The sequence below is a fragment of the Mesorhizobium erdmanii USDA 3471 genome (assembly GCF_000472705.1).
Classification (GTDB): Bacteria; Pseudomonadota; Alphaproteobacteria; order Rhizobiales; family Rhizobiaceae; genus Mesorhizobium; species Mesorhizobium erdmanii.
Genome location: NZ_AXAE01000016.1, coordinates 182,210 through 200,316, shown reverse-complemented (window position 1 = coordinate 200,316; position 18,107 = coordinate 182,210). Strand labels below are relative to the sequence as shown.

Sequence of the window (18,107 nt, the reverse complement as noted above, 5' to 3'; positions counted from 1 at the left end):
ACAAAGAGATAGGGCGGCAACAGGATCGAAGATCCGCCGCTCTCGCATCGGGGGTGACGATGCAACAGGAGAAGACCATGAGAAAGTCAACCAAGCTTGCCCTTGCCTTCGCCGCGCTCGCCGGCGCCGTCGGCACCACCGCCTATGCCGAAAACAATGCCAGCGCGAGAATGCGCGAGGGCATGATGGCCCGCCTCGACAAGGCGATGAGCGATTCCGATGGCGCCATCACCTTCGACCAGTTCTCCGACGCGATCGACGCCCGGCTGAAGAAACTCGTTGCCGACAATGGCGGCAGGCTGACCGTCGCTCAACTGGCCGATGCGCTGGAGAAGGCGCGTTTCGAACGCATGGCCAGGCGCATCATCGCCCGCTACGACACCAGGGGCGACGGTACGCTAACGACCGATGACATCGCCGGTCGCGAGAAGAAGATCTTCGCCATGCTCGACAAGAACAATGACGGCAAGATCGAAAAGAGCGAACTGCCGAAGGGCGGCCGCCTTGGCCATCAATCGGATGACGAGGGCGACATGCAGTAGGATCGATTGATTCGGGCTCCGGCGGCGTCGCTCGGAGCCTGTCGTTCAAGCCGCGACCTTGACCGCCGGCGTCGCCTTCTTCACGGGAATGCGCACCGACACGATCGTACCGACGCCTTCGGTCGAACGGATCTTCAGCGCACCGCCCTGAAGCTCGGCCAGCGAGCGCGATATGGCGAGGCCAAGGCCCGATCCGGCGTGGTTCTTGGAAAACTGGTTCTGTACCTGTTCGAAGGGCCGTCCAAGCTTGCCGAGTGCCGCTTTCGGAATACCGCAGCCATTGTCCTCGATGGTCAGCACCAGCGCCCCCGATGTGTTGCGGGCCCTGACCGATATGTGGCCACCCTGGCCGGTGAATTTTACCGCGTTGGACAGGAGGTTGATGACGATCTGCTTGATGGCGCGGCGATCGGCGAACAAAGTGAGCGCCTCGGCGATGCGCGTTTCCACGGTGATTGCCTTCTGCGCGGCCTGCAGCGAGACGACGCGGACCGTCTCGCTGATCAGCGGACCGAGGTCGATCTGTTCCTGGTCCAGTGAGAACTGGCCGGCTTCGATCTTGGACATGTCGAGAATGTCGTTGATGACGCCGAGCAGGTATTTGCCGCTGCTGTTGATGTCGGTGGCGTACTCCTCGTAGCGCTCCGACCCCAGCGGGCCGAACAGCCCCTGTTCCATCAGTTCGGAGAAGCCGATGATGGCGTTCAGCGGCGTGCGCAGTTCATGCGACATGTTGGCCAGGAATTCGGATTTCGCCCGGTTCGCCGCCTCGGCGCGCTCGGTTTCCTTCATGTATTTGCGGTTGAGGTCGACCAATTCGCTGGAGCGCTCTTCTTCGGAGCGCCTGGCGAGGCTGAGATCATGGATCGTTGCCATCAGCCTGCGTTCGCTGTCGACCAGCTTTTCCTGATGCAGCTTGATCTGGGTGATGTCGGACCCAACCGAGACGATGCCGCCGTCCCTGGTCCTGAGCTCGTTGACCTGCAGCCAGCGGCCGTCGGACAGTTGCCGCTCGAAAGTGGCGCCGCCTTGCGGACCATTGGTGTTGGCAAGCCGGCGCTCGGAAGCAAAGGCAAGCATCCGCTCTTCCAGCGAAGCGCGCGTCACACCCGGCATGACGTCGCGATCCGAGAGTCCGTTGTCCTGCTGGTATTTGGAGTTGCACATGATCAGGCGCTGCGCCGAATCCCACAGCACGAAGGATTCGTTGATGTTCTCGATAGCGGTCCTGAGGCGAAGATCGGCCGCCTCGGAACGCAGCGCCAGATGGCGCTGCTCGGTGACGTCGACGGCGATGCCGATCAGTTGTATCTCCGGCGCTTCCGGATCCATGACCTGCGCACGGGCGCGCATCCACACCCATTGACCATCGGCATGCCGCATCCGGAACACCTGGTCGATGTGGTCGATCTCGCGGGCGACGATTTTGTTGGCGAGTTCGAACAGGTCGCCGTCTTCGGGATGGATGATCTCGTCGACCGCGCCGAAGGACAGCATGGTCTCGCAGGGCTCGTAGCCCAGCATGTCATACATCGAGCGCGACCAGTACATCTTGCCGCGCACCATATCCCAGTCCCACAGGCCGCAGCGGCCGCGCACCAGGGCCATGTCGATGCGCTGATGCGCTTCGAGGTAGATGCGATCGGCTGCCTGCGCACGTGCCGCCTGTCCGAAATAGGCGTAGAGGATGATGATCAGCACGCCGGCCGTCAGCACGAACAGGGTGACGTTCAGCGAGACGGTCTTGCGCCATGTATCGAAGACCGCTTCCTGCGGCACCAGAGCCGCCGCGGCTCCCTTCCGATCCTTGGCCACGCTGACCGCCGCGTACCAGTCCTGGCCGCCGATATTGACGTCCATGACACCTGCGCGGTCGCCGAACATGAACAGGGGTTGGCCGCCCTCGACGAGGCCGTCGAGCGAATGGCCTTGCCACGGCATCGAGCGCGGCGTCACGGCGGTGATCTTGAAGGCGCTGTCGGTGATGACGAGCACGTGGCTTCGACCCATCGCACCCTGGCGGCTGGTGGTCTCCAACAGATCCTGAATGGCGCCGGGCACCGTATCCGAGGTTGTGGCCAGCGAACTGGCCAGTTGGCCCGCCGCCAGCATCAGGATCGCCTTGGCATCGCGCTCGACATCGTCGCGCTCGTTCATCAGCGACAGCACGCGCAGCGCCGCGATGACGATCAGGAAGATGATGATGAGGGCCGGTATCGACCGGCGCAGCAGCGGCTCTGCGGCCAGAAGCCGCTTGTAGGTCGGTTCGGCAATGAGCCGCGTATTCCCGGCAAGGCCGTCGCCGCGCGTCTCGCGGCGCGCAAAAGCCATCCCACCGGGCGCGCCCCACGCGTCCGCCTTCGCCATAAATGGCACTCCCCGATTTTTCAGTATGCCCGCATTTCTGTGTGCTTGGTGATCCGGCAACACCGCACGTCCGAATCGCCATTAAAGAATCAAAGGTGATTCGCCTTGTCCAGTGGTCCGGCGAAAAAAGATTAAAAATCGACTAAAATAATGAGCTTTTGGAGCTGCGGTGCCTCGGCCTTCCCCCGCGGGGGAGAAGGCCAGGGAATGGTTACGCCAGCGTGCGCTCGACAATATCGCGCAGATCCGCCGACAGGTTTTCGGCGCTGGCGATAGAAAGCAGCGCTTCGCGGGCCTTGCCCTGCCTGCCCGGTTCGAGCGAACGCCATGATCTGAGTGCCGTCGCCAGCCTTGCCGCCACCTGCGGATTGCGCTTTTCGACCTCGAGCACCGTTTGCGCGAAGAACCGGTAGCCTTCGCCGTCGGCACGGTGGAAGCCGGTCTGGTTGGCGCTGGCGAAGGTGCCGATCAACGAGCGCACCCGGTTTGGATTGGCCATCGAGAAGGCAGCATGAGCAGTCAGCGCCCGAACCGTGTCCACGGCCTGCGGCCCTGGCACGCTGGCCTGGATCTGGAACCATTTGTCCATGACCAGCGGGTTGGAAGCGTACTTGCTGGCGAAAGCCGCCAGCGCCTGGCTTGCCTCCGGCGAACCGTGGTGGCGATGCGCGAGCGCGCCAAGCGCCGACGCACGGTCGGTCATGTTCGTCGCCGATTGGAAATGCGCCGCGGCCAATGCCGCTCCGCCTGGCAACAGCGAGAGATAGTCCAGCAAAGTGTTGCGCAGGGCGCGTCGTCCGGCACTTGTCGCGTCCGGGCTGAACGCAGCCTTGTCCGCGATGCGATCGTACAACCGCGCGAAGGATTCCCGGTTCGCCGTGGCGATCGCCAGCGCCAGTGCCTCGCGTGCCGCGTGGATGGCGTCGGGATCGATATTCCTGCCGATGTCGCGGGCGACGTCGGCATCGCCGGGGAGCGCCAGCGCCAGCGCCCGGTAGGCGGGCTCCAGCGTCTCGTCGGCGGCGATATTGCCGGCAAGCTCGGTCAGCCGCGTCGCGAAGACCGGCTGCTTGCCGTCAAGGATATCGCGAAAGCCAGCGATCAGCACATCGGTGAGCAGCGTGTTGAAGGCTTGCCAGCGCGAGAAGGCATCGCCGTCGTGGCGGGCGAGGAAGAACTGGTCGTCGGCCTTCTGCTCGACCGACAGCGTCACAGGCGCCGAGAAGCCACGGTTGAGCGACACGGCCGGACGTTCGGCGACGCCCGAGAAACGGACCATGTGGCGACGCTTGCGGATATGGATGACGCCATCCTCGACACTGGCGCCCTCGACGCCGCTATACGCGACAGGCTTGCCGTTGGCGCCTATCAGGCCGAAGGCAAGCGGGATATGCATCAGCCGCTTGCGGCTCTCGGAGGGTGTCGGCGGCACCGACTGCTCGATCTCGAGCGTGAATTCCTGCGCCGCCGCATTGTGCGTCGAACTGACCGTCAGGTTGGGCGTGCCCGCTTGATGATACCAGAGCGCGAACTGCGACAGGTCGCGTCCCGAGGCGTCCTCGAACACCTTGATGAAATCCTCGATCGTCGCCGCCTCGCCGTCATGGCGCTCGAAATAGAGGTCCATGCCGGCGCGAAAGGCTTCTGCTCCGAGGATGGTGCGGATCATGCGCACCACTTCGGAGCCCTTTTCGTAGACGGTCGCCGTGTAGAAATTGTTGATCTCGCGGTAGCGGCGCGGCCGCACCGGATGCGCCAGGGGACCTTGATCTTCCGGAAACTGATGAGCGCGCAGCGTGCGCACTTCGGCGATGCGTTTGACCGCGCGCGAGCGCTGGTCGGCGGAGAATTCGTGATCGCGGAAGACCGTCAGGCCTTCCTTGAGGCAAAGCTGGAACCAGTCCCGGCAAGTGATTCTGTTGCCTGTCCAATTGTGGAAATATTCATGCGCGATGATCGCCTCGATATTGGCGAAATCGGCGTCCGTCGCGGTCTCCTGGTCGGCCAGCACATATTTGTCGTTGAAGATGTTGAGGCCTTTGTTCTCCATCGCGCCCATGTTGAAGTCGGAAACGGCGACGATGTTGAAGACGTCGAGGTCGTATTCACGGCCAAAAGCCTCCTCGTCCCATCGCATCGACCGCTTCAGCGCGTCCATTGCGTAGCCGGCGAGATTCTCCTTGCCGCGCTCGACATAGATGCCGAGTTCGACCTCGCGGCCGCTCATTGTGACGAAACTGTCGGCGACCTGGCCGAGATTGCCGGCCACCAGCGCGAACAGATAGGACGGCTTGGGGAAGGGGTCGTGCCATCCGGCATAGTGCCAGCCGTCCCCGAGATCGCCCTTGTCGACCGGATTGCCGTTGGACAGGAGCAGCGGTGCCTCGTCACGCAGCGCCTCGATGCGCACGGTGTAGACGGACAGGATATCGGGGCGATCGAGGAAATAGGTAATGCGGCGAAAGCCTTCTGCCTCGCATTGCGTGCAATAGACATTGTTCGAGCGGTAGAGGCCCATCAGCGCTTCGTTGCCGGCTGGCGCCAGTTCGGTCTCGATCAGCAGTTGGAAACGGTGCGCGGAGGGCGGCTTGAGAATGGTCAGTTGGTCAGGTGTCACCTTGAGATCGGCCGGTTTTGCCTTCTTGCCGTCGATCTCGGCGCGCCTGAGCGTCAGCCCGTCACCATCGAGCACCACTGGCGCCGCCGCGGATATGCCGTCGCGACGCTCGATCGTCAGTACTGCGGTGACGATTGTGGCCTCAGGCGAAAGGCGGAAGGTGAGGTTGGTCAGCGGAATGAGGTAATCGTTAGGGCGATAGTCTTCGAGCTTGAAGACCTGGCCGGTGTCCGTGCGCATTCCCTGGTTTTTCCTGTCGATTGCGTTGGACGCGGATGGTCCCGCTGGTCCAAGAAATTTGAAGTCCGCGCTCTTTACACGAAACGGTCCCTCGACAAAACTCAGCCGATGCCTATTTCAGGCGTTCCTTCACCACATCCTCACGAGGCAGCGATGACCGTCGTCACAGCGAAATTCGGCATCGGCGCTTCCGTGCGGCGGCGTGCCTGCGGCGTTTGGTGTGTCGAAATGCGGGCATCGCCTGCGTGACAACAGGATCGGGGGCGAAACAAGAAGTGGCCGGCGACGACCCCGGCGGTCACGGTACGCTGAGGGGCATCGCCCTGAAGATCGTGTCGGTGGCGGTTTTTGTCGGCATGCAAACCTGCATCAAGGCGGCCGGCGACGTGCCAGCCGGGCAGATCGTCTTCTTCCGCTCCTTCTTCGCCATCTTCCCGATCATTGCCTTCCTGTCATTGAAGGGACAGCTGGCGACGGCATTCGTCACCAAGCGCCCTTTCAACCACGTCGCGCGCGGCATCGTTGGCGTCGGCGCCATGGGGCTTGGCTTCTTTGCGCTCACCAGGCTGCCGCTGCCGGAAGCGATCACCTTGAATTATGCACAGCCGCTTCTGGTCGTGGTTTTCTCCTCGGTCTTCCTTGGCGAGACGATTCGCGTCTATCGCTGGAGTGCCGTCGCCGTCGGCCTCGTCGGCGTGCTCATCATTTCCTGGCCGGAATTGACCCTGCTCAACTCTGATGAAGGGCTGGACGACCAGGAGGTTCTGGGCGTCATGGCCGCGCTGGTGGCGGCGGCGATCTCGGCTGTCGCCATGCTGCTTGTGCGCAATCTCGTGCAAACGGAGAGGACGGCAACCATCGTGCTGTGGTTCTCGTCGACTGCGAGCGTGCTCTCGCTGCTGACGCTGCCTTTCGGCTGGCAATCGCTGACGTCGGTGCAGGCCGTGCTGCTCGTCATGGCCGGGTTCTGCGGCGGTCTCGGCCAGATCCTGATGACCTCGGCCTATCGCCATGCCGAGGCGTCGGTGGTGGCGCCGTTCGAATACACGTCGATGATCCTCGGCGTCGTCGTCGGCTATCTCGTTTTCGGCGACGTGACCTCGTTCAACACCTTGGTCGGCGGTATGATCGTGGTGGCCGCCGGCATCTTCATCATCTGGCGCGAGCGGCAACTCGGCCTGGAGCGCACCCGAACGCGCAAGGCGACGCTGCCGGAAGGGTGAGGAGAGGTCCGCGCAGCGGACGGGAAGCCAATTGCTTGGCTTTCCGAACGACGAACGCCCGGAGCGAAGCGAAGGGCCGGGCAGGCTAGATGGCTCGCTCCTTCGCCAGCCGCACCAGCACCGAGCGGGTCTGGTCGTCGGCCGGAAAAAACGACTCGATCGCCAGTTCCGACAAGGTGACGTCGAGCGGCGTGCCGAACACGGTGATGGTGCTGATGAAGGACAGCACCTGATCGCCATGGGCAAGCCTGAGCGGATGAACGATGGCATTCGGCTCGACGGGTGTCGGCCTGCTGCCCTTGAGGCCGGACGGATAGCCGCGCAACTCGCGCTCCAGTTCGACCAGAACCGGATCGCCGCTGGCGTCGTTCTGGTGCTTGAGGCGCTCGAACAGATGCGTGCGCCATTCCGCGAGATTGACGATGCGCGGTGCGACGCCGCCGGGGTGCAGGGAGAGGCGAAGCACGTTGACCGGCGGCTGAAGCAGCGAAGCCTCGCTGACATCGGCGAGGAAAGGAGCGATCGCGGCATTCGCCGAAACCAGGTTCCAGTGCCGGTCCACCGCTAGCGCCGGGAAGGGCTCATGCCCCTTGAGCACGATCTCGACCGCAGCCATCGCCGGCGCCAGCGTCGCATCGCCGAGCGGTCGTTCGCTGAAACTCGGCGCAAAGCCGGCAGCCAGCAGCAATTGATTGCGTTGCCTCAGCGGGATCGAAAGCTGCTCGGCCAGATGCAGCACCATGTCGCGCGAGGGCGCGGCGCGCCCGCTTTCGACGAAACTCAGATGCCGCTGCGAAATCTCGGCTTCCATGGCGAGGTCGAGCTGGCTCATGCGGCGTCGCGTGCGCCATTCGCGAATAAGCCCGCCAGCGGAAGTCTGGGAGATGGTCATGGGCAAATGGTTAGGCCGGCAGCAAAGGCATTTCAATTACCTGCGAGGTCATGGCTGGCTCAATGCCCCCAGCTTCGCCTTCACCTCGAGAAAATCCCGCCATGCCAGCTTCTTGTGTGCCGGCGTTCGCAGCAAATAGGCCGGATGCAGTGTCGGCATGGCCGGAATGGCGATGCCCGAGGCCGTGGTGTGGACACGCCAGTTTCCACGCAGCCGCAAAATGCCCTCGGAGGTGTTGAGAAGGGTCTTGGCCGATGGGCCACCCAGGTTGACCAAGACCTTGGGATTGACCAGTTCTATCTGCCGCTCGATGAACGGCCGGCAGATTTCCGTCTCGTGCGGCGTCGGCGTGCGATTGCCCGGCGGCCGCCATGGAATGACGTTGGCGATGTAGACCGAAGTGCGGTCGAGCCCGATCGCGGCCAGCATGCGGTCGAGCAGCCGGCCGGAGCGGCCGACGAAGGGCAGCCCCTCGATGTCCTCATCGCGGCCCGGCGCTTCGCCCACCAGCATGACCGCTGCCTCCGGGTTGCCGTCGGCGAACACTAGGTTCTTGGCGGTGGCCTTGAGATTGCAGCCGTCAAAGGCAGCCATGTGCTGTCGCAGCTCTTCGAGCGTGGAGGCGCTTGTCGCCAATTGCCGGGCAAGCGCGGCCTGCGCCTCGTCGGGTATGGCGGCGGATACGGTGCGCGCTGGCGCATCCGGCACCTTGCTTGCGTCCAATCCGGGCGATGCTGCTGGCCGCTCCGGCGCCCTATCTTCGCGAGGTGGCTCTTCGCGAGGCGGCGCCACCGGCGCGGGGGCGCGCTCGACAGGCCTGGGCGCCGCCTCGGCGAAGCGGTTCACCGGCGCGTCTTCCAGCGCCTCATCGACGCCGGCGCTGGCATAGAAAGCCAGGATGTCGGCAATTTCGGTCGGGCTGTTGGGGGAAGCGGCAGTCATGGCGCGCACATTCGTCCGCATGACCGCAATTTGCAAGGCTGGCCGCTTGCCCTATCCCGTTGGTATGCGTGGATCCTGCACCAGATAGAACGTCCATCGCGGCGTATAATCGGTCATCAGGAACTCGAAACTGGCGGTCTTCTTCGGATCGACCTTGCCGTTCTTGAACAGAAGCCGGTCATAAGGTTCGAACTCCCGGTCGAAATCGGCGAAATTGCTCGACCAGATATTTTCCGGTGTCTTGTTGCGCTGGTCGAACGAAAGCCCGTCCCCGAACACGCTCGGCTGATTCAAGATCTCCTGCAGCTCGAACTGGAATTCGATCCAGGCCTGGCCGCTGTTGTTGAGCACGTCGATGCGCATATACATGATGCCGTTGGCGAACTCGCCAGCCTTGCCGAATGCCTGGATCGGCTTGGTGGTGCGGATGGTTAGCGTCACCGGTGTCGCCGAATTCAACTCTTCGGTGATGACCAGCGGATCGTCCTTGGTTCCGATGCCGGAGGCTCCGGTGACGCGGAAGCCGCCGAGCTCGTCGGAGAAGGTGTAGGCACCTGTCGCCCAGACTTTCACCGGGTCCCCGCTGGCGTGACCCGGTGCCACCGTCAGAAGTGCCAGAAGAACCCCCCGGCAGGCCAGGCCGGGCGGGAAAGGAAAGCGCGTCGAAGAAAAGCCGGCAGGGCCAGGAATGCGCATGGCGGGAAGTATGGCCGATAAGCAAGCCGCCAAACAATTGAAAAACGTAGACGCGGCCGGTCTGGCTGGGCGCAAACGGCTGTCCTGCCGCAAGATGCGCGACTTTTTGGCCAAATCCGCATTGTCACGTCTGCGCCGGTTTCCTGTCGCCAATTGATGCGCTATGCAGCGCAGGAGCCAGCAAGATACGCGAACAGCGCAAGCCAGTGCGGAGGGGTTGATGAGCGACATCGAACGCGAAAGCATGGAATTCGACGTGGTCATCGTCGGCGCCGGTCCGGCCGGCCTCGCCGCGGCCATCCGCCTCAAGCAGGTAAATCCCGAGCTTTCCGTCGTCGTGCTGGAAAAGGGCGGCGAGGTCGGCGCCCATATCCTTTCCGGCGCCGTCGTCGATCCGATCGGCATCGACCGGCTTCTGCCTGGCTGGCGCGAGGAGGAAGGTCACCCTTTCAAGACACCGGTCACGGCGGATCATTTCCTGGTGCTCGGCCCTGCCGGCTCGTTCCGCCTGCCCAACATATTGATGCCGCCGCTGATGAACAATCATGGCAACTACATCGTCTCGCTCGGCAATGTCTGCCGCTGGCTGGCCACCAAGGCCGAGGCGCTTGGCGTCGAGATCTATCCGGGTTTTGCCGCCGCAGGCCTGCTCTACAATGAACAAGGCTCCGTCACGGGCGTCGTCACCGGCGACATGGGCGTCGAGAAGGACGGAACGCACGGCCCAGGCTTCGCACCGGGCATGGCGCTGATGGGGAAATACGTGCTGATCGGCGAAGGCGCGCGCGGCTCGCTCGCCAAGCAGCTGATCGCCAGGTACAAGCTCTCGGACGGTCGCGAGCCGGGCAAATACGGCATCGGCCTCAAGGAACTCTGGCAGGTCAAGCCGGAAAACCACAAGCCGGGCCTGGTCCAGCATTCCTTCGGCTGGCCGCTCGACATGAAGACCGGAGGCGGCTCCTTCCTCTACCATCTCGAGGACAATCAGGTGGCGGTCGGCTTCGTGCTCCACCTCAATTACAAGAACCCCTATCTGTCGCCGTTCGAGGAATTCCAGCGCTTCAAGACCCACCCGGCGATATCGGGCACGTTCGAAGGCGCCAAGCGCCTGGGCTATGGTGCGCGTGCCATCACCGAGGGTGGCTGGCAGTCGGTGCCGAAACTATCCTTCCCCGGTGGCGCGCTGATGGGCTGCGCGGCGGGCTTCGTCAACGTGCCGCGCATCAAGGGCTCCCACAATGCGGTGTTGTCGGGAATGCTGGCGGCCGAGCATGTCAGTGAAGCAATTGCCGCCGGCCGCGCCAATGACGAGCTCACCTCCTACGAAGAGGCCTGGCGCGCGACCGACATCGGCAAGGATTTGAAGAAGGTTCGCAACGTCAAGCCGTTGTGGTCGCGCTTCGGCACCATCGTCGGCGTCGGCCTCGGCGGCCTCGACATGTGGCTGAACACGCTGTTCGGCGTCTCGCCCTTCGGCACGCTCAAGCACGGCAAGGCCGACTATGCCACGCTCGAACCCGCCGCCCAGCACAAGAAGATCGCCTACCCGAAGCCGGATGGCGTGCTGACCTTCGATCGGCTGTCCTCGGTGTTCCTGTCCAACACCAATCACGAGGAAAACGAGCCGGTTCACCTGTTGGTCGGCGACATGGCATTGCAGCAGCGGTCCGAGCACGATGTCTTTGCCGGGCCTTCGACGCGCTATTGCCCGGCAGGCGTCTATGAATGGGTCGACAAGGACGGCAACGCCGCCGCCGATCCGGCGGCGAAGGATGTGCGCTTCGTCATCAACGCGCAGAACTGCGTCCACTGCAAGACATGCGACATCAAGGATCCGAACCAGAACATCAACTGGGTGCCGCCGCAGGGTGGCGAGGGGCCGGTCTACCAGGGCATGTGACCGGAATCCCGCGAGGGCATGCAGGCCAGCAGAGCCGTTGAAACGGCGCCCGGTCTATGGTTCCTTCTCTGGGATAGGGAGAAAGGCCGATGCGCCGGATCGTTCTGACATGCCTCGTCGCCATTGGGGCGCTGTGCGCGCCGGAGGCCGTGGCCGGGACCAGGGCAGTGGTACAGACGCGGACCTACGACATTGCGGGAAGCTCGGGTGCGGCCCTCGTCGAAGCCATGGACAGCAAAGGCCCCAGGCACGGCTTCATGACGCGCGCCATCGCCACGACCGCCTACACCGTCGACTGGGACCTTGACGCCGCTGAGAGCAACGGCTTCTGCCGGATCCGGCAGGCCAACGGTACGCTCAACCTTTCCTACACATTCCCGCGAATTGCTTCGCCCGTGACGCCGGCGCTGAAAAGGCGCTGGAACAGGTTTTTCGCCGGTGTTCGCGCCCATGAGGAGACACATGGGCGCATCGCCAGGGAGATGATGCGCGCCACGGAAAAGTCGATAATGGGCCTCCGGGTCGCCAACGACCCGTCCTGCTCCAAGACGCGCCGCGAGGCGCGGCTTCGCATTCGCACCGTCTATGCCGAATACGAGGCCAAGCAAATCGCCTTCGATCGGCGCGAGCACGGCGATGGCGGCCATGTCGAGCATCTGATCGCCGCCCTGGTCGGAAAACCATGAACCCGCAATCTCCTTGCCATCGCAACGCTTCGCGGTGCCATGGGGTGCGGGCTTCGCTCGATTGACGCGTCAGCCCTGCGGCTTCAATGACGAGTCGCTCGCGGCGAGCGCCGTGGTATGCCCATTCTCAGGCTGCTTGCCATCAGGTCGTAGGGTGAACTCGACCAGCACCGGCAGATGGTCGGAGCCGGTATCCTCGAGCCGCTTCGAAGACAGGATCGTCAACCCGCCCTTGCTGAACACCTGGTCGATCGGCAGGCCCGCGTAGCGGCGCAGGAAGTCGGGCAGCGTCCGGTGGATCCAGGTCGGGCCGGCCGAAGGCATGAGCGTCAGCCCGCCGAGAGCCGCTACCCTCCGCACGGCGGCACTCCACGGCACCGCGTTGCAATCGCCGGCCATGATCGCGGTCCCGCCCAACCCGGCCAATGTTTGCGCCAGTTCTCCGATCTGCCAGTATTGCTCCTTCGGCCACGGCCAGCTCAGATGGATAGCGGCGACGTCGACGCCGATCCCGTTGAAATCGACGGTCGCGGTCGCCATCGCGCCACGCGGCTCGCAGCGTGGTGTCGTGTCGGCCACGAAGGGCCGGCGCGACAGCAGCGCCACGCCGAACATGCCGTTCGGATAGGGGCAGAGAATACGATAGGGGTAGGCGCTGGTGATGGTGCCAAGTTCTGTCGTCCACATGCCAGACACTTCGTCGAGGGTAATCACGTCCGGATTGGTGCGGCCGATCAGGGAAAGTACTTTCTTCGGTGTCGGGTTGTTGAAGCGCAGGTTCATCTGCAGCAGGCTGTAGGTCATCTGACCGCCCGGTTTGGCGACTGCCTGCTGTGGCCACAATCTGGGCAGGGCGCTTGCCGTCGTGGCCAGGCAGCCGATGGCAAAGAGCAACCCCGCTGCCGCCTGCAGCCGAAACGAGCTGGCGAGCAGCGGCAGTGCCAGAAGCGCCATCAGCACGCTGAAATGCATGCGAAAATGCGAGAAGGAATCGAATGCCGGATGCAGCGTGCCGAAGAACCCGGCCAACAGCGCGGCCGACAGTGCCGTCATCGCCAGGAATGCCAGCCCAGCCATCATGTTCAAGCGCGCGCCTGTCATCATTGAGGTCGTGTTTGCCGAATGCCGCCTGACGATCCGTTCGATCTGCTTATCGGCCAAAATGCGGCCTGAGCAAGACGGTAATTCGCCTCACCAGGGCATGACGGCCGCTACTGGAACGCTGTCTCCGAAAAGCTCCGGAGCTTGCGCGAATGCAGCCGCTCCATCGGCATCTCGGCCAGCTTCTCCATCGCCCTGATACCGATGGTCAGGTGCTGTGCCACCTGCCGCTTGTAGAACTCGGTCGCCATGCCGGGCAGTTTCAACTCGCCATGCAGTGGCTTGTCGGAAACGCACAGCAGCGTGCCGTAAGGTACCCGGAAACGGAAGCCGTTGGCGGCAATCGTCGCCGATTCCATGTCGAGCGCGATGGCGCGCGACTGTGACAGACGTTGCACCGGTCCGCGCTGGTCGCGCAGTTCCCAGTTGCGGTTGTCGATGGTGGCGACCGTACCGGTGCGCATGATGCGCTTCAAATCGTAGCCGGACAGGCCGGTGACTTCGGCGACCGCTTCCTGCAGCGCCACCTGGATCTCGGCCAGCGGCGGGATCGGCACCCAGACCGGAAGGTCGTCGTCGAGCACGTGATCCTCGCGCACATAGGCGTGCGCCAGCACATAGTCGCCGAGTGCCTGGGTATTGCGCAGCCCGGCGCAGTGGCCAAGCATCACCCACGCGTGCGGCCTCAGCACGGCGATATGATCGGTGATCGTCTTGGCGTTGGAAGGGCCGACACCGATGTTGACCATGGTGATGCCGCCATGGTCCGGCTTCTTCAGATGATAGGCCGGCATCTGCGGCAGGCGCTGGGGCCCAACGCCTTCGCTGGGGGCGCTCTGTCCGGCTTTCGTTACGACGTTGCCCGGCTCGACGAATTCTGCGTATCCGCCGCCGCCCTTGTCCATCAGGTCGCGGGCGCGGGCGACGAACTCGTCGATGTAGAACTGGTAGTTGGTGAACAGCACGAAGTTCTGGAAATGCTGCGGGCTGGTCGCGGTATAGTGCGCCATGCGGTGCAGTGAATAGTCGATGCGCTGCGCCGTGAACGGTGCCAGCGGTCTTGGTTCGCCGAAGGCCACTTCGAACGTGCCGTTGGCAATCTGGTCGTCGGTGCCGTCGAGATCGGGCACATCGAACAGGTCGCGGATCGGCCGCTTGATGCGCTCCGCGGCGGCCCCGTCGACGTAAGTTCCTTCCAGGAAGGCGAAATGCAGCGGAATGGGCGTGGTCGATTCCGAAACCGTGACCGCGACGCCGTGATTGCGCATGATCAGGCGCAACTGTTCGATAAGGTAGCTCTCGAACAGCAACGGCTGTGTGATCGTGGTGGCGAAATGGCCGGGCGTCGGCATATGGCCATAGGCTTGCCGCGAGTCGACCTGGGTAAAGGAACTCGTGGTGACGCCGATCTCGGGATAGAAGGCGCGGTAGCGTTTGCTGCTGTCGCCACCGGCGGCCAGCGCGGCGAAGGAATCGCGCAGGAACTTGGTGTTGCGGTCGTAAAGCGCCTGCAGGGCCGCGACGGCTTTTTCGGCATTGTCGAAGCTTTGCCGGCCAAAAGGCTCCGGCATGACGACTGATTCGATAGCTTGGGGATAGATTCGCTTTTCCATGGCTCAATATAGAGACTTGGACAGGCGGTTGGGAGGGGTGTCGCCGTCGAAGGCGCCCAAAGCGCCATTTTTCTTTATCCGCGCTGCAGGCTGACCAGCAGAACGAAACCCACGCCGGTCTGCTTAAGGGCCGGCGCCTCGATCGTCGAGCCGGTATCGGCGCGCATCATCGGCACCGCCAGAACCGGAGCCGCCAGCAGCATCAGGATCAGCGCCGCCCGCGGCAGGAGCCGGAGGGTCTTGAGGGTGTTGGCGGCGATGCGGTCCATGGCTTTTGCTTTTCTCTTTGCGTCTGTGTCTTTGTCGCTTCAGCGGCGGAAATGGTTCACGCAACCGAATTGGCAGGAACTGGCGTCGTCCCAGGTGCGGGGCGAACGGCCCGCTTCGGCGACGAGGATGGCGAAGAACATTCCAAACAGGCTCATCAGCAGGCAGACGATGGTGAAGCGGCGAGCAAGCATTGGGTCCGTGTCTCCTTCAATGTGCGGGAGAATGCCCTGGTGCCTCTGAACCGGCTCTGATGCAGGCGTTCATCTGCGGTTCAAATTGGTTGACGGGATATGACGGGGTCGTCGTGTGCGGCCACCCGCGGCAGGGCAATCGCACCCGTGCTCGACGTCCGAAACGAAAACGGGGCCCGTCAGGCCCCGTCGTCATGTCAGAAGGATAGGTCGATCATAGCTTGTGCCAGGTTTGGCTCTTGCAGATCAGTCCGCCGAGCACGCAACCGCTCATCTTCAGCGAGGCGCCTGACAATGTCGCCTTGCCCGAATAGGTCTTGTCGTTCGCCGGATCGGTGATGTTGCCGGTGTATTTGTTGTCGCCGGCCGCCGTGAGCGAGCCGATGGTCTTGCCGGCATACTTGCCGGACTTTAACGTGATGGAAAACGAGCCGCCGCCCGAAATGGCCGCGGTGTCGCCGGCTTGCGTCTTCCAGTTGCCTTCGATCGGATCGGCCAACGCCGTTCCCGCCATGATCAACGTGGCTGCAAGAGCCAGGCTCACTTTTCGAAACATGTCTTGCTCCCTTGGATAGCCGGCCGAATTCTCCGCCTCGCCGGTCTGCCGCTTACGCAAACGTAAGCTAATCCAGCTCCCGACAAAACGAAAGCGGTGCCGCAACGGAAGACTTTGGGATTTTGAAAGGGCCTGAATGTGCCTCGTCGACAAAGAGAATCCGCCTTGTCGCGGAGGAAATGAAAATGATCGGCGCATCGGGTTTGTTTCCCGTGGTTAGCGGAGTGTTGATTCCGGCCAGGAAAATTTTCGTCAAATTTGGCGAAAACCAGCCGAATTGCTGGCTTCGTATCCTTAACGAATTTCGGCGTTTACCTCTTGTTTTAGCTTTGTTTTCCTCAAATTAAGCACGCCATTTAACGACGGATTCAAGCCTCGCCGGCATTCTCGAAAGCATCGAAAGAGCGGCCCGGACAAGACACACGGAGGCAGCTCTCGGGAGCCAGACAGGGGACTAAAATGGCACGTTTTGAAATGCTTGAAGCAGGTTTCGGCGCCATGGGGGCAACTGCCCAGGCCGACATTCTTTTCGAACTGGGCATGATGTATGCGACCGGCCGCGACTGCGAGACCGACGTCGTTGCCGCCCACAAATGGTTCAACATCGCCGCCATCAAGGGTTCGGCCCGCGCCGCGGAACTGCGCTCGGAACTTTCGGCGGCCATGTCGAAGGTCGAGATCGCCAAGGCGCTGCGCGAAGCCCGCGAATGGATGACCATGCACTGAGTTCCGTCAAACGCGGACACTAGGCCAAGGCCGCTCCAGACGGTCGGACCAAAAGACAGGGATAAGGCTGCGCAGACAGCCAGGCCACGGGCCATCAAAAATAAGAATACGGCAGCCGGACAGGCCAAGCCGGATGGCAGGGAAGACAGGGAAGGCGACGGCGGGTTTCGCGGCGCGGGGGCGCCGGGGGAAACAGCCCGACAGGCAAAAAAGCCACGACCGGCCGGAACAAGGCTGGCGTGGCTTTTTCGCGTGAATAGGGCTTTGCAGGCCCAATCGAGTGGTGCCGATGCGCCTAGACAGGCCCAACGAAGGATGAAATTGTCCCGCCTCTCTGGAAAGAAGCGCGGCCGGGGCGGCCGCGCGTGAGTGGAGGAGTTCTATTGCCATGAAAAAAATGAGTATTTTGGGCGCGGCCATTTTCGGCCTGATGATGAGTGCGCCGGTCGCATTTGCCGGTGACATCACCGTTTCCGTGGTCGGCCCGATGACCGGACAGCTCGCCACCATCGGCGATCAGTTCAAGCAGGGCGCGCAAGCCGCCGCCGACGCCATCAACGCCGCGGGCGGCGTCAACGGCTCGATGATCAAGCTCGACATCGAGGACGACCAGTGCGATCCCAAGCAGGCCGTGTCGGTCGCCAACCGCATCGTCGCCAACGGCACCAAGTTCATCGACGGTCACGCCTGTTCGGGCTCGAGCATTCCGGCTTCGGCCGTCTATGCCGAAGCCGGTTCGCTGATGATGAGCCCGGCGTCCTCGAACCCGGTGCTGACCGACGCGGCCGCCAAGGCCGGCTGGCCGACCATCATGCGTCTTTACACGCGTGACGATGCACAGGGCGCCTTCATCGGCCCGTGGATCGCCAAGAAGTATGCCGGCAAGACCGTCGTCATCCTGCACGACAAGAGCGCCTACGGCCAGGGCGTGGCTGATGCCGTCAGGGCGACAATGAATGCCGGTGGCCTCAAGGAAGTCTACTATGACGCCATCAATCCCGGCGAAAAGGACTATTCGGCGCTCGTCACCAAGCTCAAGGATCTGAAGGCCGACGTCGTCTATTTCGGCGGCTACCATCCCGAGGCCGGCCTGATCCTGCGTCAGTCGGCTGAACAGAACTTCAAGTTCCAGCTGATCATGCCGGATTCGATCGCTTCGCCGGAATTCTGGCAGGTTGCCGGTCCGGCCGGCGAAGGCACCATGTTCGTCTTCCCGTCGGACCCGCAGGCAAAGCCGGAGGCCAAGGCCGCTGTCGAGAAGATCAAGGCCGGCGGCTTCGTGCCGGAAGGCTTCACGCTGTTCTCCTACGCCGTGGTCCAGGCTTTCGCCGAAGGCATCAAGCGCGCCGGCAGCGACGATCCGGCCAAGGTTGCCGAGGCATTGAAGAACGGCACGCCGATCAGCACTGTTGTCGGCGATGTCACCTTCGACGAAAAGGGCGACCTCAGGAACGCCAGCTACGACATCAACCAGTGGCATGACGGCAAGTACGCGCCGATCGCGCAGTAATCTCGGGCTGAGATAATCCAGGGAAAATGGCCGGG

17 protein-coding genes are annotated in these 18,107 nt (G+C 63.0%); 7 read left to right on the top strand and 10 right to left on the bottom strand.

Translation table 11 applies throughout. The annotated features are described in order from the left end of the window. Nucleotides 1-77 precede the first annotated feature (77 nt). Nucleotides 78-542, top strand: coding sequence for an EF-hand domain-containing protein (locus A3AU_RS0113995; protein ID WP_032917357.1), 465 nt, complete (start codon nucleotides 78-80; stop codon nucleotides 540-542). Between the two features lie 45 nt (nucleotides 543-587). Here A3AU_RS0113995 and A3AU_RS0113990 read toward each other — a convergent pair whose 3' ends face one another. Together A3AU_RS0113990 and pepN are read right to left on the bottom strand one after the other, a co-directional pair. Beyond that, complete coding sequence (locus tag A3AU_RS0113990; protein WP_027053393.1) at nucleotides 588-2,909, bottom strand: PAS domain-containing sensor histidine kinase; 2,322 nt, start codon at nucleotides 2,907-2,909, stop codon at nucleotides 588-590. Between the two features lie 211 nt (nucleotides 2,910-3,120). After that, nucleotides 3,121-5,766 carry an aminopeptidase N gene (gene pepN, locus A3AU_RS0113985; protein WP_027053392.1) on the bottom strand — a complete coding sequence of 882 codons (2,646 nt, stop codon included), beginning with the start codon at nucleotides 5,764-5,766 and terminating at the stop codon, nucleotides 3,121-3,123. Nucleotides 5,767-6,011: 245 nt separating this feature from the next. Between pepN and A3AU_RS0113980 the strand changes: the two genes are divergently transcribed. Next, entirely contained in the window at nucleotides 6,012-6,989 is a 978-nt protein-coding gene (locus tag A3AU_RS0113980; protein WP_027053391.1) for a DMT family transporter, read from the top strand. 85 nt (nucleotides 6,990-7,074) lie between these two features. Here the strand turns inward: A3AU_RS0113980 and A3AU_RS0113975 are convergent, their stop codons facing one another. From A3AU_RS0113975 to A3AU_RS0113965, 3 genes are read right to left on the bottom strand one after another with little or no spacing between them, the layout of a single operon-like run. After that, the gene (locus A3AU_RS0113975; protein WP_027053390.1) at nucleotides 7,075-7,881 is read right to left on the bottom strand and encodes a helix-turn-helix domain-containing protein; all 807 of its coding nucleotides are present in this window, start codon (nucleotides 7,879-7,881) and stop codon (nucleotides 7,075-7,077) included. A 48-nt stretch (nucleotides 7,882-7,929) separates the two neighbouring features. Beyond that, nucleotides 7,930-8,823, bottom strand: a complete 894-nt coding sequence (locus tag A3AU_RS0113970; protein ID WP_027053389.1) for a uracil-DNA glycosylase — start codon at nucleotides 8,821-8,823, stop codon at nucleotides 7,930-7,932. 51 nt (nucleotides 8,824-8,874) lie between these two features. Further along, nucleotides 8,875-9,519, bottom strand: a complete 645-nt coding sequence (locus tag A3AU_RS0113965; protein ID WP_027053388.1) for a hypothetical protein — start codon at nucleotides 9,517-9,519, stop codon at nucleotides 8,875-8,877. Here A3AU_RS0113965 and A3AU_RS1000000138925 point away from each other — a divergent pair. The 3 genes from A3AU_RS1000000138925 to A3AU_RS0113950 all read left to right on the top strand — a co-directional run bounded on the left by A3AU_RS1000000138925 (nucleotide 9,518) and on the right by A3AU_RS0113950 (nucleotide 12,105). Then, a complete protein-coding gene (locus A3AU_RS1000000138925; RefSeq protein ID WP_154674586.1) occupies nucleotides 9,518-9,676 on the top strand; it encodes a hypothetical protein in 159 nt (52 codons plus the stop codon). The genes A3AU_RS0113965 and A3AU_RS1000000138925 overlap by 2 nt on opposite strands. 63 nt (nucleotides 9,677-9,739) lie before the next feature. Then, on the top strand, nucleotides 9,740-11,419 hold the full coding sequence (locus tag A3AU_RS0113955; protein ID WP_027053387.1) for an electron transfer flavoprotein-ubiquinone oxidoreductase: 1,680 nt from the start codon (nucleotides 9,740-9,742) through the stop codon (nucleotides 11,417-11,419). Nucleotides 11,420-11,508: 89 nt separating this feature from the next. Beyond that, the gene (locus A3AU_RS0113950; RefSeq protein ID WP_027053386.1) at nucleotides 11,509-12,105 is read left to right on the top strand and encodes a DUF922 domain-containing Zn-dependent protease; all 597 of its coding nucleotides are present in this window, start codon (nucleotides 11,509-11,511) and stop codon (nucleotides 12,103-12,105) included. A 69-nt stretch (nucleotides 12,106-12,174) separates the two neighbouring features. On the opposite strand, the gene A3AU_RS0113945 is transcribed toward A3AU_RS0113950, so the two are convergent. The 5 genes from A3AU_RS0113945 to A3AU_RS0113925 form a co-directional block, all read right to left on the bottom strand. Continuing rightward, nucleotides 12,175-13,185 (bottom strand): endonuclease/exonuclease/phosphatase family protein, encoded by a 1,011-nt coding sequence (locus A3AU_RS0113945; RefSeq protein ID WP_032917353.1) that lies wholly within the window; start codon nucleotides 13,183-13,185, stop codon nucleotides 12,175-12,177. 131 nt (nucleotides 13,186-13,316) lie between these two features. Next, nucleotides 13,317-14,777 carry an AMP nucleosidase gene (locus A3AU_RS0113940; protein WP_245235476.1) on the bottom strand — a complete coding sequence of 487 codons (1,461 nt, stop codon included), beginning with the start codon at nucleotides 14,775-14,777 and terminating at the stop codon, nucleotides 13,317-13,319. 116 nt (nucleotides 14,778-14,893) lie between these two features. Further along, complete coding sequence (locus tag A3AU_RS0113935; protein WP_027053383.1) at nucleotides 14,894-15,088, bottom strand: hypothetical protein; 195 nt, start codon at nucleotides 15,086-15,088, stop codon at nucleotides 14,894-14,896. 39 nt (nucleotides 15,089-15,127) lie between these two features. Continuing rightward, the gene (locus A3AU_RS1000000139840; protein ID WP_167335237.1) at nucleotides 15,128-15,280 is read right to left on the bottom strand and encodes a hypothetical protein; all 153 of its coding nucleotides are present in this window, start codon (nucleotides 15,278-15,280) and stop codon (nucleotides 15,128-15,130) included. Between the two features lie 214 nt (nucleotides 15,281-15,494). Further along, nucleotides 15,495-15,836 carry a DUF2147 domain-containing protein gene (locus A3AU_RS0113925; RefSeq protein ID WP_027053382.1) on the bottom strand — a complete coding sequence of 114 codons (342 nt, stop codon included), beginning with the start codon at nucleotides 15,834-15,836 and terminating at the stop codon, nucleotides 15,495-15,497. 459 nt (nucleotides 15,837-16,295) lie between these two features. On the opposite strand from A3AU_RS0113925, the gene A3AU_RS0113920 reads away from it, so the two are divergent. Continuing rightward, a complete protein-coding gene (locus tag A3AU_RS0113920) occupies nucleotides 16,296-16,562 on the top strand; it encodes an SEL1-like repeat protein (RefSeq protein ID WP_010915070.1) in 267 nt (88 codons plus the stop codon). A gap of 388 nt (nucleotides 16,563-16,950) precedes the next feature. Beyond that, nucleotides 16,951-18,072: a branched-chain amino acid ABC transporter substrate-binding protein gene (locus tag A3AU_RS0113915; protein ID WP_027053381.1), complete on the top strand. Its 1,122-nt coding sequence runs from the start codon at nucleotides 16,951-16,953 to the stop codon at nucleotides 18,070-18,072. Nucleotides 18,073-18,107 lie beyond the last annotated feature (35 nt).

What these genes read in the sequence shown, in the direction of transcription:
- A3AU_RS0113935 (WP_027053383.1), bottom strand. Translation starts at nt 15,088, where the DNA reads ATGGACCGCATCGCCGCCAACACCCTCAAGACCCTCCGGCTCCTGCCG.
- A3AU_RS0113990 (WP_027053393.1), bottom strand. Translation starts at nt 2,909, where the DNA reads ATGGCGAAGGCGGACGCGTGGGGCGCGCCCGGTGGGATGGCTTTTGCG.
- A3AU_RS0113920 (WP_010915070.1), top strand. Translation starts at nt 16,296, where the DNA reads ATGGCACGTTTTGAAATGCTTGAAGCAGGTTTCGGCGCCATGGGGGCA.
- pepN (WP_027053392.1), bottom strand. Translation starts at nt 5,766, where the DNA reads ATGCGCACGGACACCGGCCAGGTCTTCAAGCTCGAAGACTATCGCCCT.
- A3AU_RS0113925 (WP_027053382.1), bottom strand. Translation starts at nt 15,836, where the DNA reads ATGTTTCGAAAAGTGAGCCTGGCTCTTGCAGCCACGTTGATCATGGCG.
- A3AU_RS0113975 (WP_027053390.1), bottom strand. Translation starts at nt 7,881, where the DNA reads ATGACCATCTCCCAGACTTCCGCTGGCGGGCTTATTCGCGAATGGCGC.
- A3AU_RS0113950 (WP_027053386.1), top strand. Translation starts at nt 11,509, where the DNA reads ATGCGCCGGATCGTTCTGACATGCCTCGTCGCCATTGGGGCGCTGTGC.
- A3AU_RS1000000139840 (WP_167335237.1), bottom strand. Translation starts at nt 15,280, where the DNA reads ATGCTTGCTCGCCGCTTCACCATCGTCTGCCTGCTGATGAGCCTGTTT.
- A3AU_RS0113995 (WP_032917357.1), top strand. Translation starts at nt 78, where the DNA reads ATGAGAAAGTCAACCAAGCTTGCCCTTGCCTTCGCCGCGCTCGCCGGC.
- A3AU_RS0113945 (WP_032917353.1), bottom strand. Translation starts at nt 13,185, where the DNA reads ATGATGGCTGGGCTGGCATTCCTGGCGATGACGGCACTGTCGGCCGCG.
- A3AU_RS0113915 (WP_027053381.1), top strand. Translation starts at nt 16,951, where the DNA reads ATGAAAAAAATGAGTATTTTGGGCGCGGCCATTTTCGGCCTGATGATG.
- A3AU_RS0113955 (WP_027053387.1), top strand. Translation starts at nt 9,740, where the DNA reads ATGAGCGACATCGAACGCGAAAGCATGGAATTCGACGTGGTCATCGTC.
- A3AU_RS1000000138925 (WP_154674586.1), top strand. Translation starts at nt 9,518, where the DNA reads ATGGCGGGAAGTATGGCCGATAAGCAAGCCGCCAAACAATTGAAAAAC.
- A3AU_RS0113970 (WP_027053389.1), bottom strand. Translation starts at nt 8,823, where the DNA reads ATGACTGCCGCTTCCCCCAACAGCCCGACCGAAATTGCCGACATCCTG.
- A3AU_RS0113940 (WP_245235476.1), bottom strand. Translation starts at nt 14,777, where the DNA reads ATGCCGGAGCCTTTTGGCCGGCAAAGCTTCGACAATGCCGAAAAAGCC.
- A3AU_RS0113965 (WP_027053388.1), bottom strand. Translation starts at nt 9,519, where the DNA reads ATGCGCATTCCTGGCCCTGCCGGCTTTTCTTCGACGCGCTTTCCTTTC.